12 protein-coding genes are annotated in these 14,739 nt (G+C 41.7%); 7 read left to right on the plus strand and 5 right to left on the minus strand.

Annotated elements, in window-relative coordinates; genetic code table 11:
* Window positions 1–124 precede the first annotated feature (124 nt).
* The 7 genes from RMX98_RS26810 to RMX98_RS26840 all read left to right on the plus strand — a co-directional run bounded on the left by RMX98_RS26810 (window position 125) and on the right by RMX98_RS26840 (window position 9,591).
* Window positions 125–1,552, plus strand: a complete 1,428-nt coding sequence (locus RMX98_RS26810) for an MFS transporter (RefSeq protein WP_322678341.1) — start codon at window positions 125–127, stop codon at window positions 1,550–1,552.
* A gap of 104 nt (window positions 1,553–1,656) precedes the next feature.
* Window positions 1,657–2,289, plus strand: coding sequence for a DJ-1/PfpI family protein (locus RMX98_RS26815; protein ID WP_322678340.1), 633 nt, complete (start codon window positions 1,657–1,659; stop codon window positions 2,287–2,289).
* A gap of 88 nt (window positions 2,290–2,377) precedes the next feature.
* Window positions 2,378–4,201, plus strand: coding sequence for an AGE family epimerase/isomerase (locus RMX98_RS26820; protein WP_409881362.1), 1,824 nt, complete (start codon window positions 2,378–2,380; stop codon window positions 4,199–4,201).
* A 154-nt stretch (window positions 4,202–4,355) separates the two neighbouring features.
* Window positions 4,356–4,769: an STAS domain-containing protein gene (locus tag RMX98_RS26825; protein WP_322678338.1), complete on the plus strand. Its 414-nt coding sequence runs from the start codon at window positions 4,356–4,358 to the stop codon at window positions 4,767–4,769.
* A 352-nt stretch (window positions 4,770–5,121) separates the two neighbouring features.
* Entirely contained in the window at window positions 5,122–7,239 is a 2,118-nt protein-coding gene (gene glgX, locus RMX98_RS26830) for a glycogen debranching protein GlgX (RefSeq protein WP_322678337.1), read from the plus strand.
* 119 nt (window positions 7,240–7,358) lie between these two features.
* Window positions 7,359–8,120, plus strand: a complete 762-nt coding sequence (locus RMX98_RS26835; protein WP_322678336.1) for a MinD/ParA family protein — start codon at window positions 7,359–7,361, stop codon at window positions 8,118–8,120.
* 205 nt (window positions 8,121–8,325) lie between these two features.
* Window positions 8,326–9,591 (plus strand): CHAT domain-containing protein, encoded by a 1,266-nt coding sequence (locus RMX98_RS26840; RefSeq protein WP_322678335.1) that lies wholly within the window; start codon window positions 8,326–8,328, stop codon window positions 9,589–9,591.
* Between the two features lie 198 nt (window positions 9,592–9,789).
* Here RMX98_RS26840 and RMX98_RS26845 read toward each other — a convergent pair whose 3' ends face one another.
* The 5 genes from RMX98_RS26845 to RMX98_RS26865 all read right to left on the minus strand — a co-directional run bounded on the left by RMX98_RS26845 (window position 9,790) and on the right by RMX98_RS26865 (window position 14,185).
* The gene (locus RMX98_RS26845) at window positions 9,790–10,605 is read right to left on the minus strand and encodes a DUF928 domain-containing protein (protein ID WP_322678334.1); all 816 of its coding nucleotides are present in this window, start codon (window positions 10,603–10,605) and stop codon (window positions 9,790–9,792) included.
* A 287-nt stretch (window positions 10,606–10,892) separates the two neighbouring features.
* Window positions 10,893–12,449: a CHASE2 domain-containing protein gene (locus tag RMX98_RS26850; protein ID WP_322678333.1), complete on the minus strand. Its 1,557-nt coding sequence runs from the start codon at window positions 12,447–12,449 to the stop codon at window positions 10,893–10,895.
* Between the two features lie 39 nt (window positions 12,450–12,488).
* The gene (locus RMX98_RS26855) at window positions 12,489–13,334 is read right to left on the minus strand and encodes a PP2C family protein-serine/threonine phosphatase (RefSeq protein ID WP_322678332.1); all 846 of its coding nucleotides are present in this window, start codon (window positions 13,332–13,334) and stop codon (window positions 12,489–12,491) included.
* Window positions 13,335–13,372: 38 nt separating this feature from the next.
* Window positions 13,373–13,807: an ATP-binding protein gene (locus tag RMX98_RS26860; protein WP_322678331.1), complete on the minus strand. Its 435-nt coding sequence runs from the start codon at window positions 13,805–13,807 to the stop codon at window positions 13,373–13,375.
* 39 nt (window positions 13,808–13,846) lie between these two features.
* Window positions 13,847–14,185, minus strand: coding sequence for an anti-sigma factor antagonist (locus RMX98_RS26865; protein ID WP_322678330.1), 339 nt, complete (start codon window positions 14,183–14,185; stop codon window positions 13,847–13,849).
* Window positions 14,186–14,739 lie beyond the last annotated feature (554 nt).

The following is a 14,739-nucleotide window of genomic DNA, read 5'->3' on the forward strand; positions in this document are numbered from 1 at the left end:
TTGGGTAAAGGTTAAAGGGTAAAGGTTAAAGGTTTTTTCTTTCCCCTTCCCCCTTCCCCCTTCCCCTTTTCCCCTTAACCGACAAGTATTGCCCTAACTCTTCACTAATGATACAAGAAATTTTATGGTCACTAAGACTGCAACAAATTCCCGGCGTTGGCTGGCGCTGATCCTGCTGTGTGCGACACAGTTTATGTTCGTACTTGATGTATCAATTATTAATGTTGCTCTGCCCTCAATGCAGTCAGCGTTCGATTTTTCACAACAGAACCTCCAATGGGTGATTAATGCCTACACACTTGCCTTTGGCGGCTTTCTCCTACTAGGTGGTCGTGCAGGAGACTTACTCGGTCATCGTCGCGTTTTCATTGTTGGACTGACTCTATTTTCTTTAGCCTCACTGATGGGCGGTCTTGCGACTTCTGGAGCTATGCTGATTACAGCACGTAGTCTTCAAGGTTTAGGCGCTGCCCTTAGCTCTCCGACGGCGTTATCGATTCTTACCATGACCTTCACTGAAGGTTCGGAACGCAACCATGCTTTAGGAGTTTGGGGGGCTACGGGTGCATCAGGTGGCGCAGCTGGTGTACTTTTGGGTGGAATACTGACTGGGATGCTGGGTTGGGAATGGGTGCTATTTGTCAACGTACCGATCGCTGGTGCAGCAGCTCTGTTAGCTCCAACATTTTTGAATGAGACTGTCACGAAAAAAGATTCTCGGCAATTCGATTTAGCAGGTGCTTTCTGTAGTACAACAGGGTTAATTCTGCTTGTCTTCACAATCGTGAACGCTGAAGGGCACTTGGCGCGGACACTCGGATTACTCTGGCTGTGTGTGTTACTTTTCGCCGGCTTCATTATTATTGAGCTGCGATCGCCTGCGCCACTAGTGCCGTTACGAATCTTCCGTCTACGTAATCTCACCGGAGCTAACCTTGTCACTTTGGTTCATGGCACTGGGCCGTTATGTACCTTGTTCTTTATCTCACTCTACCTTCAGCAGGTATTAGGCTTGTCGGCACTCGACTCAGGACTCGCCTTCTTACCTTTTGCATTAGCTGGTGGTGCTTCCTCTGGTTTTGCCTCGGTGCTGGTGAATCGGTTCGGTGTCAAACCTGTTTTGACAGCCGGGATGCTTTTAATGTCCCTTGGTCTGGTACTCTTCGCCCAAGTTGCTGTCGGTGGCAGTTATTTAATCCATGTGCTACCTGCTTCGCTCATTGTCGGTGCTAGCGCTGGTCTCTCCTTTGTGCCGTTAACTATTGCTGCTTTCATGTCGGTCAAACATGAAGATGCCGGGCTAGCCTCCGGGTTGCTGGCTACTAGTCAGCAGGTAGGTGCTGCGATAGTTCTGGCGTTGCTAGTGGCAGTTGCCAGCGCTCACACTAAAGGAATTATTGCAGCGCAAGGTGAATCACCAGCAGTATTGGCAAGCGCGTTGACTCAAGGCTTTCAGTCTGCTTTCTACCTCGGTGCTGGTTTAGTGGCACTGGGTGCGATCGTCGCGTTTTTAGTTATCCAACAACGAACCAAACACTCCCGTCTTAATTAGCGCCTCTTCATATTTCGCTGACAAGAAACAGAACAAATTTCCAGTCTGCATTTATCAACAAATTGGCATTCAATACATACAAATAATTAAAGAGTGAACTAGCCATGACAACTGATTTAAAAGGAAAAATTGGTGTACTTATTGAAGAACATTTCGACCAAACTGAATTTCGCAAATTCAATGATTACTTTCCTCAACAAGGCTATGAAGTAGAATACATTTCTCATTTGTGGGGCAATCCACAATTAACATTCGGTTCAAATCCCGATAACGGTGAAGTTGAAGATCATGTAGTTGTAACCACAGAAGTTAACGATATAGATCCATCTGACTACAAAGGAATTATTTGTATCGGTGCTTATGCTATGGATCGACTGAGATATCAAGTTTCTGTCAAAAAAGGTCAGAAAAATCAAGCTCCGGCGGTAGTTTTTCTTAGAAAAGCAATGAGTACAGATGGTGTAAAAATTGGTACAATTTGTCATTCTTTGTGGCTTTTATGTGCTGATAAAGATTTGATTCAAGGTCGCCAAGTTACCTGCGCTCACAATATTATTTGTGATGTAGAAAATGCAGGTGGTGAAGTTATTTATGAAGGTGATGCCACCGCCGATTTAGTCATTGATGGCAATTTGATAACAGGAAAACATCCAGGAGTTGTAGACCAATTTATGGAAGTTTTTCTACAAGAAATTGAAAAGCAGCAACAAAAGGTCAAAGTCGGAGCAAATGCATGAGGGAAATGAGGGAGAAGAACTGATGATTAATGCCCCATGCCCCATGGCCAATGACAAATGACAAATAACCAATTTTGGAGATAACCCTATGGATCACATGAGTTTTTCATTTTCAGACACGATCGCTGGTTATGTCACCCACTTTAACCGCAGCGAAAAATCATTTGGTATTAAAACATCAGACGGACGAGAATACCAAGCATATCTTACCCCTAGCGCCTATGGTCGGATTAGCCAAAACTTAGACGAACCTTATCTCGACTGTACTGCTCGGTTTGGTGAAATGCTCACTCCCGGTCAGCATGTGTTTGCTTATGGTGTTTTCTATCCTTATGGACAAGATTATAAATTTGACGTTAAATATCTTGTTTTTCCAGGAGATGCACCCAGTAAATATCGCCATGAAGAACCAGATTGGTGGGTCAAACAAATACGTTCAATTGCTGATTCTTATCTAAAATGGCAGTTTGGCTACCCGGAACAGCCGATTGATTATAAGGAATATCGTACTTATCTCAACTTGGCTGGTAGTAAAAAGCGTGATGATTTCTTACAAGAAACTGATACAATTTCTCGCTTAGTTTATGGTTTCGCCTCAGCTTACCTATTAACTGGAGAAGACCGATTTCTAGAAGGTGCGGAAAAAGGTACTGAGTATCTGCGCCAGCACATGAGATTTTACGATCCAGATGAAGATTTAATTTACTGGTATCACGGTATTCAAGTTACAGGCAACCGAGAGCAAAAACTACTAACGTCTGAATTTGGCGATGATTATGATGCCATCCCAGCCTATGAACAAATTTATGCTCTAGCTGGCCCTATCCAAACTTATCGCATAACTGGCGATCGCCGCATTCTTAAAGATGCAGAGATGACTATCGATTTGTTTGATCGCTTTTTCTTAGATAAAGATGGCGTTGGTTATTTCTCTCACATTGACCCCTTAACTTTAGACCCGCGTGCAGAATCCCTTGGTGCAAATCGCGCCCGCAAAAACTGGAACTCAGTAGGAGATCACGCACCAGCTTATCTAATCAATTTGTGGCTAGCAACTGGCGAACAAAAATACGCCGATATGCTGGAATACACTTTTGACACGATCGCTAAATACTTCCCAGATTACGAAAATAGCCCATTTGTCCAAGAAAGGTTCTACGAAGATTGGAGCCACGATACCACATACGGATGGCAGCAAAACCGCGCTGTAGTAGGTCACAACCTCAAAATAGCCTGGAATCTGATGCGTATGCAAAGCCTCAAACCCAAAGCTGAATATGCAGATTTAGCAAAAAAAATTGCTGCACTGATGCCAAATGCGGGTAGCGATCGCCAGCGCGGAGGCTGGTATGATGTGGTAGAGCGAACGCTGGGCGAAGGCGATGAACAATACCGCTTCGTTTGGCACGATCGGAAAGCTTGGTGGCAACAAGAGCAAGCAATTTTAGCCTACTTGATTCTGCACGGCATAACCCAAGAGCCGGAATACTTACGTCACGCCCGCGAAGCGTCAGCATTCTATAATGCTTTCTTCCTCGATCATGATGACGGCGGTGTTTACTTCAACGTTTTGGCTAACGGTTTGCCCTATTTGATGGGTAATGAGCGATTTAAAGGTAGCCACTCAATGAGCGGTTATCACTCAACCGAATTGAGCTATTTATCGGTAGTTTACACCAACCTACTAATTACTAAGCAACCAATCGACCTTTACTTTAAGCCACAGCCGGGAGCATTTAAAGACAACATCCTGCGGGTACAACCAGATATTTTGCCACCTGGAAGCGTGCGGATTGGTCAAGTATGGGCAAATGAGCAAGAGTATAGTGATTTTGATGCAAATGCATTAACAGTAAAACTCCCTGATACTCAAGAACAAATAAAAATTAAAGTCCGAATTGTCCCGAATTAAGGAAATCAAAAGAACTCAACAGGCGATCGCATAAATAAGAGTCCAAGAGTGCGATCGCTACTTTAAAAGTTAAGATGCCCCGCAGGTATCAGATTTTAGTTGGTGGACACTGCACAAAACTATTGTGTTTCTTGAAATTTGAGATTAATACGCTATGACAATTAACATCGAATTGCTGCCAGTAACATTGTTAAACACGGCTGTCGATCGAGACCAGGCTGCTCCGAATACACTCGCACCAATAACAGTGGTAGAAATAGTCGGCGATATAGATACCAATACAGCTCCCCTAGCTCAAGAGCGAATTTTACCACTAGCTCAACCTGAAACCAGAATGATCTTAGAAATGACGAATGTGCCTTATATGTCCAGTGCTGGCTTAAGGATGCTGCTGTCGCTGTACCGGCAATTATCTGCTAAAGGCGGACAGATCATTTTGGTAGGGCTTTCCGAAGAAATTCAGGACACAATGTCCATGACTGGATTTCTCGACTTTTTTCAGACTCGCAACACCCTTGATGAAGCCTTAGAAACTTTCAATATCAAAGTTCAGGTCAAAGACACCTAATAGCTTGTGAGAAATCCGGGTTTAGCCCTTCCTCAAGCACTAAGGTGATTACTACGAACTCCCTTTGAAGAAGAATTCAGAAGTCAGAATTAATCAGTCGGGGATTCAGACCCGCGACTGATTGAAGACCTCCAAATCGGAGATTTGGAGGGGGTTTTAGACCCGTTTATTCATCCGCTTTTTCGTTCAGAATTCATACTGAATTCTGGCTCCTGACTTCTGAATTCTGTTTGATAAAATTACAGTACAAATAAATAACTCATCACAAAACTCCAAAAGACTTACAGTGCTGGTTTATTTATTTCATACTGCATACTTCAGCTTTTTTGTACTAGCCCAATAGGAGCTATAAATGCAGAGAATTGATATCCATCCCACCCATAGTTACGAAAACTTTAAGCTACGTCCCGGTAGTCCGATTCCTTTTGGAGCAACCTTAGTACCAGGAGGCGTTAACTTTTCTATCTTTTCCCGTCATGCCAAATCCTGTACCTTAGTACTGTTCAAAAAGCACGCCCTTGAACCAATGGCGGAAATTCCGTTTCCAGAAGAGTTTCGCATTGGTAATGTCTTCAGCATGACCGTATTTGATTTGGATTACGAAAACCTCGAATACGGCTACCGCATGGACGGGCCTTTCGACCCCAAACAAGGACACTGGTTTGACACCAGCAAAATTCTTCTAGACCCATACGCCAAAATCATCGGTGGCAGAGATATTTGGGGAGAAAAACCCGACTGGGATAATATGTATCAGCATCGATCGCGTTTAGCATTTGATGACTTTGACTGGGAAGGTGAGCGTCCATTACAAATTCCTACTGAGGATTTGATCATCTATGAGATGCACGTTCGCAGTTTTACTCAGCATCCCTCTGCTGGAGTGAAGCATCCAGGGACATTTGCTGCCATCCGTGATAAAATCCCCTATCTTAAGGAGCTAGGTGTCAACTGTATTGAGCTGATGCCCATCTATGAATTTGATGAATTTGAAAACAGCCGCCCTAACCCTCAAACAGGGGAACTACTACTAAATTACTGGGGTTACAGTACTGTCGGCTTTTTTGCGCCGAAAGCTGGTTATGCAGCTACAGGCAAATATGGGATGCAAGTTGATGAACTCAAAACGTTGATTAAAACTCTGCATCAAAATGACATTGAAGTAATTCTAGATGTTGTTTTCAACCATACAGCAGAAGGTAACGAGTATGGGCCGACGATTTCCTTTCGCGGAATCGACAACAAAACCTACTATATGCTGACCCCAGAGGGTTACTACTTTAACTTTAGTGGCACTGGTAACACCCTCAACTGTAATAATCCAATTGTTCGCAATATGGTACTCGACTGTCTGCGTTATTGGGCTGCTGAGTATCACATTGATGGCTTCCGCTTCGATTTGGCGGCGATTCTGGGACGTGACCCTTGGGGGGCACCACTCTCTAACCCACCACTGTTAGAAAGTCTTGCGTTTGACCCAATTCTCGCTAACTGCAAACTAATTGCTGAAGCTTGGGATGCAGGTGGTCTCTACCAAGTCGGGTCTTTTCCAGCTTTTGGGCGTTGGTTAGAGTGGAATGGTAAGTACCGTGACACTATTCGTAAATTCCTTAAAGGTGAACCAGGGGTGGCGGGAGACATGGCACAGCGACTACAAGGTTCACCGGATCTCTATGCTTGGGCTGACCGTGGCCCGACAGCTTCGATTAATTTCATTACCTGCCATGATGGTTTTACACTGATGGATTTGGTTTCATACAATGGGAAACACAATGAAGCCAATGGTGAAAATAACAACGATGGTACTAATGATAACGAAAGCTGGAATTGTGGCTGGGAAGGTCAGACTGACAATCCAGATATCAACGCCTTACGCCGACGACAGATAAAAAATGCTGTGGCTATGTTGATGGTTAGCCAAGGAGTGCCAATGATCCTCATGGGAGATGAGGTAGGACGCACACAATACGGAAATAATAATACTTATTGCCACGATAACGAACTCAACTGGCTGGATTGGAGATTATTGGAATCTCATGCAGATTTGTTTAAGTTTTTTAAAGACTGTATTGCTTTTCGTAATGCCCATCCTGTGCTGAGAAATAAATACCACTTTCGCAATGTGGATTATGTCGGCAGTGGTTATAGCGATATTACTTGGCATGGAACTCAAGCATGGAACGCTGACTGGTCTGACGAAAGTCGCATCGTGGCTTTTATGCTTTGTGGCCAACACGCTAAAGAGGGTACAGTAACTGACAATTACATATATGTGGCGATGAATATGCATTGGGAAAGTCATTGGTTTGAGATACCAGAACTTCCTCAGCAAATGCAGTGGCATGTTTGTGTTAACACTAGTGCCACTCCTCCAGAGGAAAGTTGGGCACCAGGGACGGAACCATTACTGCAAAACCAGCACGGATTGTTTATAGGAGGTAGATCGGTGGTCATATTAGTAGGTAAATAATACAATATCATGTCCGCCTAATTAGTTATAATTCCCGCATCTATGCAAAAACTAGGAAAACTTCTTTCCCCCTGCTCCCCTGCGGTTTTAATGATAAGTCTTTCACCGAACACGATATCATGCCTAAAATTATATCTGTCCACTCATTTCGGGGGGGCACTGGTAAATCAAATATAACTGCTAATCTGGCTGCTACTGTTGCCCGTTATGGGCATCGGGTTGGTATCGTTGATACTGACATTCAATCTCCAGGGATTCATGTCCTTTTCGGTTTCGATGAGGAAATGATGGAGCTTTCCCTTAATGATTATTTATGGGGGCGCTGTGATGTTGAGGATACAGCCTATGATGTTACTTTCGCGTTGAAAGAGATAGCTAAAAAAAACAGCGCTATTTACCTTATCCCTTCCTCTCTCAATCTGGGTGAAATTACCAGAATTCTACGTGAGGGATATGACGTAGGCTTACTACATGACGGCTTTCAAGAACTGATCGAGAGACTAAATTTAGAATATCTATTTATTGATACTCACCCTGGACTCAATGAAGAGACTTTACTCTCGATTACCATTTCCGATGCTTTGATTATCATTTTGCGCCCAGATCATCAAGATTTCCAGGGTACGGCTGTAACTGTGGATGTCGCCCGTCAATTAGAAGTGCCCCAGATGCTAATGGTTGTGAATAAAGCACTGCCAAATTTAGATTTCGATACTTTACGGCGACAGGTAGAAATAAATTACAATGCTTCAGTAGCAGGCATTTTGCCTCTATCAGAAGAAATAGTTCACCTAGCTAGTAGGGATATCTTCTGCTTACGCTACCCCAATCATCCCTTCAGTCAGATTGTGGAAGCGATCGCTAAACAAATTATCACATGAAATACTAATAGACATTAACCCGGTGTCAATAGTCGTGAATAAAATTAAGTTTTTAGCCATAATATTTCTAATTACAAAAATAATTAATCCTATCTCAGTTAAAGCTGAGACTATTACCTTCTCTCAAGTAATTAATAATAGACTTATTGCAGAAGTAAGGGAAAAGGTTAGGAAAAAAGCTCTCTTACGAGAGTGCAAAAAAGAGTTGTGCAAGAGGTCTCATCTAAGTTTACAAAATTCAACTACTCAAGTACCACTACCAAGAGATTCCGTAGCTGAACAAGAAAAAATCTGGAAAAAACTTTATGAAAATTATTTAGGTGCAAATTTTTCTAATCAATTAATGACTTCTAACGCTATTAAAAACAAACTTCAAGTAATTGAAAATCAAACTGGAAATAAATCTGCTGTTGTTTATCTAATACCAACAGATAAACAGCTAGAAATACTTTTAGTAACGGCGAAACATAACCCGATTAATAAGAGTATATCAGCAGCTGATAAAAATACTTTGCTCAAAATAATTAAACAGTTTCAAGTTGAACTTAGTAATCCTAGAGAAGTTGATACTACGAGCTACTTAGCTTCTGCACAACAACTTTATCAGTGGTTAATTGCTCCAATTGAAAAAGACCTGAAAGCTCAAAATATAGATACTTTAGTTTTTTGCGTTGGTACTGGCTTGCGCTCTGTACCTTTGTCAGCATTGCATGATGGTCAGAAATTTTTGGTAGAAAACTATAATATCAGTTTAATTCCTGCCTTCAGTCTGGTAGACACTCGTTACACTGACATCCGTAAATCTTCAGTTTTGGCAATGGGAGCTTCCCAATTCAAAGACTTCGATCCTTTGCCTGCTGTACCTATAGAGTTATCTACAATTGTGGAGAATCGAGGAGGGGAACGCTTCCTAAACGATAAATTTACTTTAAATAACTTGCGATCGCAACGAAAACGGCAACCTTACAAAATTGTTCACTTGGCAACTCACGGAGCCTTCCAACCAGGAATAGCTAGTAACTCCTATATTCAATTTTGGAATAAGAAGCTGTACTTAAACCAGTTGCGACAGTTGCAATTGAATGTTCCTACTGTAGATTTGTTAGTATTGAGTGCGTGTAGAACTGCCTTAGGAGATCAGCAAGCAGAGCTAGGCTTTTCAGGGTTAGCTTTGCAAGCGGGAGTCAAGTCGGCAATGGGTAGTTTGTGGTATGTTAGCGATGCTGGAACTTTAGCGTTGATGACAGAATTTTACACGCACTTGAAAACAGCACCGATTAAAGCTGAAGCCCTGAGACAAGCGCAAATAAGAATGCTTAAAGGGCAAGTTCAGTTTAAGCAAGGACAACTACGCTCCTCTGGATTAAGGGCAGAAATGCCTTTACCACCAGAACTATCAGAACTGGGAGATTTGAATTTCTCCCATCCGTATTATTGGGCAGCCTTTACAATGATTGGCAGTCCTTGGTAGATAATACCAAGGACTGCAATACTGCTCGGGTTTTGGATTTTTAACTCGGAGTTGGGTTTGGGGAAAAGGTTAAAGGGTAAAGGTTAAAGGTTTTTTCTTTCCCCTTTCCCCTTCCCCCTTCCCCTTTTCCCCAAAACCCGACAAGTATTGCCAAGGACTGCATCTGTGGAAAAAAATACGGAATTGCTAGAACTAAAGTTAAATCGCCGATTTGGCTTTATAGTTGATTGAAGTTTGAACTAACGGCTCTTCGGCAATACTATTAAGCCCAACTGACTCTAATAACTCTTTCCAATCAGCTACTAAAGTTAAATCTTGAGGATTAGAATAACGCAGTTGGGCTAATGTTGTCAGAGTTTCGTACCAAATGCCAGCTTCTGCATATAAAGAGGGGCGATCGCGTGATGTTGCTTTCTCTAACTGACTAACCAGAGTAGAACTTGGTTCGATTCTTTGTACCCAACCTTCTACAAAAATGTCCTCAGAACGATCTTGAGAATCACAAATGATGGAAAATGACCATTTATAATTTTTGCCAATTTCTAGAGGTTGTAAGGTTTTGTTAGTAGGGAGGCTGAAGCTAACAATACCAGAACTTGCGGGAAGTGTAAATCTCGTTTTATAAACTACGGTACTATTGTTTTTCTCCCGTAACTCGAATTCTGCTAATTGCCTAGAAACTGAAGGAATATATACAAAGAAAGTTGGATATTTTTCTACAGTTAAGCCAAGGGTACTTCCTGGTAGTAATGCCTTTAGTGTCTTTTGATTTTGGCTACACATCATAGTACCACGACGCGATGCCCCTCCTTTGCGATTGTCAGGCGCTCCAACTTTCGGAGGCTTGAAATTGATTTTTCTCTCAAATATTTCTTTGTTACCAGCCAAGTTTTGACTAAGTAAAGGGGCTGATGACTGAGCCGTTAAGGTCTGAGGAAAAGCAGCAATAACAAATATTTCTAGCAATGTAGCTAAAGAAAGTGGTGCAAATTTTAGAGAAAAATTAGTTTTCATATTCACTCTAATTTAATGTTAGATTTTTAGTTTGACAAAGCCTGAGTATAATAGGATTTACGCGCAGATAATGGAAAAATTAACCATAAAAGACATAGATAAATAAGAGTTTTATCAGAGATGTTGGTATTGTTGTGTAGAAATTATTTATAAAACTAAAATATATAAATTAATAGCTTATATATATCCACAAATTAACATTAGTAAAAATATCGTACCCGTCGTATAAACCTTTGGCTCGGAAGTTTGATATGTTATATTTAATTTTCCAGGCATGATATTATAGATTATTCGTCTGTTTTATTTGCCCGGCTTTTCAATTTTTTTACCTTATCATGCATCTGTTGCAAATATTCTGTATCGGAAGTTCCAGTTTGAGGGCTTTTCTTAGTCTCATTAACCATTTTTTTACTCCTAAGTTCCTTTGCCTTTTTTCGTAAGTCTTGAAAATATTCCGTCTGTGTAATTTGGGCTACTTGACGTTCTTTCTTTGACTGGTCAATCTCGATGTTTAGCTTGAAAGGATTTTTAAGGCGATCGTAAATTGCCTTTGTGTATCCTGACTTATTAAATCGGTCTACAATAACCACACTTCCAGCAGTTGTTATAAATGTAAATAGAGGTGGTATTAGGGGTATCCAAGCTCCTTGGCAAAAGAAACCGAAGGATATCACACATAAGCCGGCTAATGCACCTACAATAGCCAGTCCAAAGCGTATGGGGTGGCGAATGTGCCAAGCCACTATTCCTCCGAAAAGCGACCATATCCCTATCCATAGAGTCTCACCCCAGTCTGACCAGTACCAAAATAAAGGACGATGATCTAAGACAGCACTCAGAATTTGACTTACTGCCTGTGCGTGAATCACAATCCCTAACATTTCTTGGTCTTTTTGCTGTCCTGCACTGTAGGGTGTGTAGAAACTGTCCTTGATACTCTCTGCGGTAGTGCCGATGAGGACGATACGGTTCTTAATCCAGTTAGGATTAACTTTGCCTGTTAATACTTCTGTGAGGGTTACTTGTTGAGCGACATGGCGAGGGGAACGATAGTTAAGCATAACTTGATACCCCCCTATATTAATATTTTGGTAGCTGCCAGAATTGGGTTTGAGGCGTTTAAATATTGTTGAACCTAGCTTTAACTCGTTGGATGAAGTAAGCTTCGGTTCGATTTTTTCTACCTTTAAATAATTTAGCGTTAACTGGAGACTGAAAGAAAAGAGATCGGCGGTGGAATCTTGGCATAGGTGCGGATTTCCACTAGATTTATTGACTGGAGGTGGATTCATAAATAGTAGATTGCGACGCAAGATCCCACCGGAATCTACTAGCAAATCTGAAAATCCAATCCGGTTTTTTGGGACGTTAGGAGGAGGTGCAATTCCTGGATTATTGGAAGAATCATTAACTTTGCAAACAGTAATAATCCGATCGCTCTGCTTAAAACGTTTAGTTAACTCTTTATTGCCAGGTAATATGGGAAAATCTCGATAAATATCTAAACCGATAACTCGCGGTTGCTGTTGCTCTAGTTTATCTAAGACCTGTTCTAACGTGCGATCGCTTAATGGCCATTTCTTTTCCAGTTGGATATCTTCTTCAGTTACTGCAACTATCAGCAGACGGCGATCAACACCTTCATCAGGACGCAATCTAACCAACTGGTCGAAAGCCCAGAGTTCCTGTGCTTGCAACAAACCAAGTTGCCGCATTCCAATTACCAAAGTTGTGGCGATCGCACCACTAAAAATCACCCTGGCACTTGGGATTAATAATTTTGTGTACACCCCTTGCAAACGAGGCAACACAGAATTAATTCTCTGAGAAAACTTAGAAATCACACATTTTTTATCCTTGCGAAGGCATCGCTAGACTCGAAATTAAACACGATGCAGAGCTAGCATGGTAATATCATCAAACTGATCTGCATCACCAATGTGAGCATACACACTTGCTTCGATCCGATCAAGTGCAGCAGTAGCTGAGAACGCAGGCTGCTGAAGTAAAGATAGTAGTTTTTCTTCGCCGAAAAACTCACGTTTTGGGTTGCGGGCATCAGTAACACCGTCAGAGTAAGCTACTAAGATGTCATCAGGTTCTAACTGAATTTGCTCAATACCAAACTCCCTATTGGGCATCATGCCAACAGCCGGGCCAGTAGCCTTAAGCCTAGCCTTAATGCCATTTGCTCCGAAAATGATTGGAGGTTCGTGTCCACCATTAACATAGTGCAATAAACCTGTGCCTGGGTTCAACACGCCAAAGAAAAGCGTGGCAAACATATTTATCCGACTGTGATTATTGGCAATGTAATTATTTGTCAGACTAACTGCATTTTTGAGGACTGTTGTGCCGATTCTAGGAGCTTGTGCCCGTTGTCGTCCCTCTTTAATTGATTTACTGCCCTTATCGGTAAGAGCATCCAACCAGCTTAGAGTATAATTCTGTTGGGCAAAAGCCCGGATCAAACTTCTGAAAAGAGACATAAACAACGCAGCACCCACCCCTTTATCGCAAACATCCGCAATCACAATCCCAATTCGGTGATTAGCAAGGGGAAAAGCATCATAGAAGTCTCCACCTACGACGCGGGCTGGATGAAAGCAGGCAGCTATTTCCCACCCTGGTATCTGTGGCAGAGCTTCTGGCAAGAAGTCGGCTTGAATCATGCGAGCGATTTGTAAGTCTCGCTCGTAAAAAAGCAGAAGCTCATGCTCTGTTTTCATTTATAGATAAGCCTCCCTGGTACAATTGTTGAGCAATTTTACTGTGCCGATGGAATGCGATACATAATGAAGATATTGCGATTTTTGCCGTTGATACGTTCATAGATAAACTTATCGACCTCATGAAGTGCAAGATATATCCCTAGACCACCGATTGAACGCTCCTCTAAGGGCATATTTAACTCATCTTTATCTGGAAGTTTAGTCTCGCAAGGGTTGTAAGCTAAACCTGTGTCCTCAATAGAAATTGTCAAAGCTTGCTCATCAATATCTGCTTGCAAATGCAATACTCCCGTGTAACCCGCTTGATCGTAGCCATAGGTAATAATGTTAGTAGCTATTTCGTCTACTGCTAGGCGACAGCGATAGGCAGCTTTTTTATCTAAACCAGCAGATGCAGTAGCTGCCAGCACATATTCAGCTATTTTTGAAAGTGAATCCAGAGTTGCAGGCACTTTTAAAGAAGGTTGCATATCAATCGCCTTGTAAAAAACTAATTAATATGCTTTCCTTTAAGCGCTTTCAAGTTCAATAGTCTTATCCTCATCTACTAAAATTACACTTTGATCGAATCCAGTTTTTTTCAATGTGCTAATTACCATTTCCTGAGCGCCAACGACATAAATATCAACATTTACACCCATCTTTTGTTTGGCGAAGATTAGCACCCGTAGACCTGCGCTAGACATGTATTCTAGGTTTTGCATTAGTAAAATTAGGTATTTCACGCCAGAGGATGCTGCTTTGTCTACTTCTGTTTTGAAAATTGGTGCAGTCATTGCATCTAGTTCGCCAGATAATTTAATCTTGGCGATATCATTATTTATTTGCAGAGTCGCATTGAAAGTCATAATATTTATTCCTGAAAGAGATTATTTTTTAACTGGAACTTATGTGTATTTCAATACTTGTCGGTTAAGAGAAAAAGGGGAAGAAAAAAACCTTTAACCTTTACCCTTTAACCTTTTACTCAAACTCAATGTCGAGTCAAAAATGCTTAACCGAGCAGTATTGATGTGTATTTGGCTTTATTTCAGCCTTGAGTAATTTGGTTTATCATGATTTTAAATTAAGCTTTTTATGAAATAAATGCAGCATGATAAAGTCCTAAATAGTTATGAATTTTTCCGAACAATTCAAGGTTGTTGTACTATTTAGTCAGAAAAAGTCATAGCTTGGTTGTAATGGCATTTTTCAATTAGCCTAAATTATTCATTGCTACTCATATCATGTCCGGCTGATTAGTTATAATTTCCGCATCTGTGCAAAAACCTGAAAACCCTTTCTCCCCCTGCCCCCGGTCACTGAATCTCGACTCACAACGACTGCGCGGTAGTTGAATCTCGACTCACAACGACTGCGCGGTAGTTGAATCTCGACTTCGCTCGATTACCGCCAAGCGATG

It is taken from the genome of Nostoc sp. DedQUE02, from assembly GCF_034531035.1.
Taxonomy (GTDB): domain Bacteria; phylum Cyanobacteriota; class Cyanobacteriia; order Cyanobacteriales; family Nostocaceae; genus Nostoc.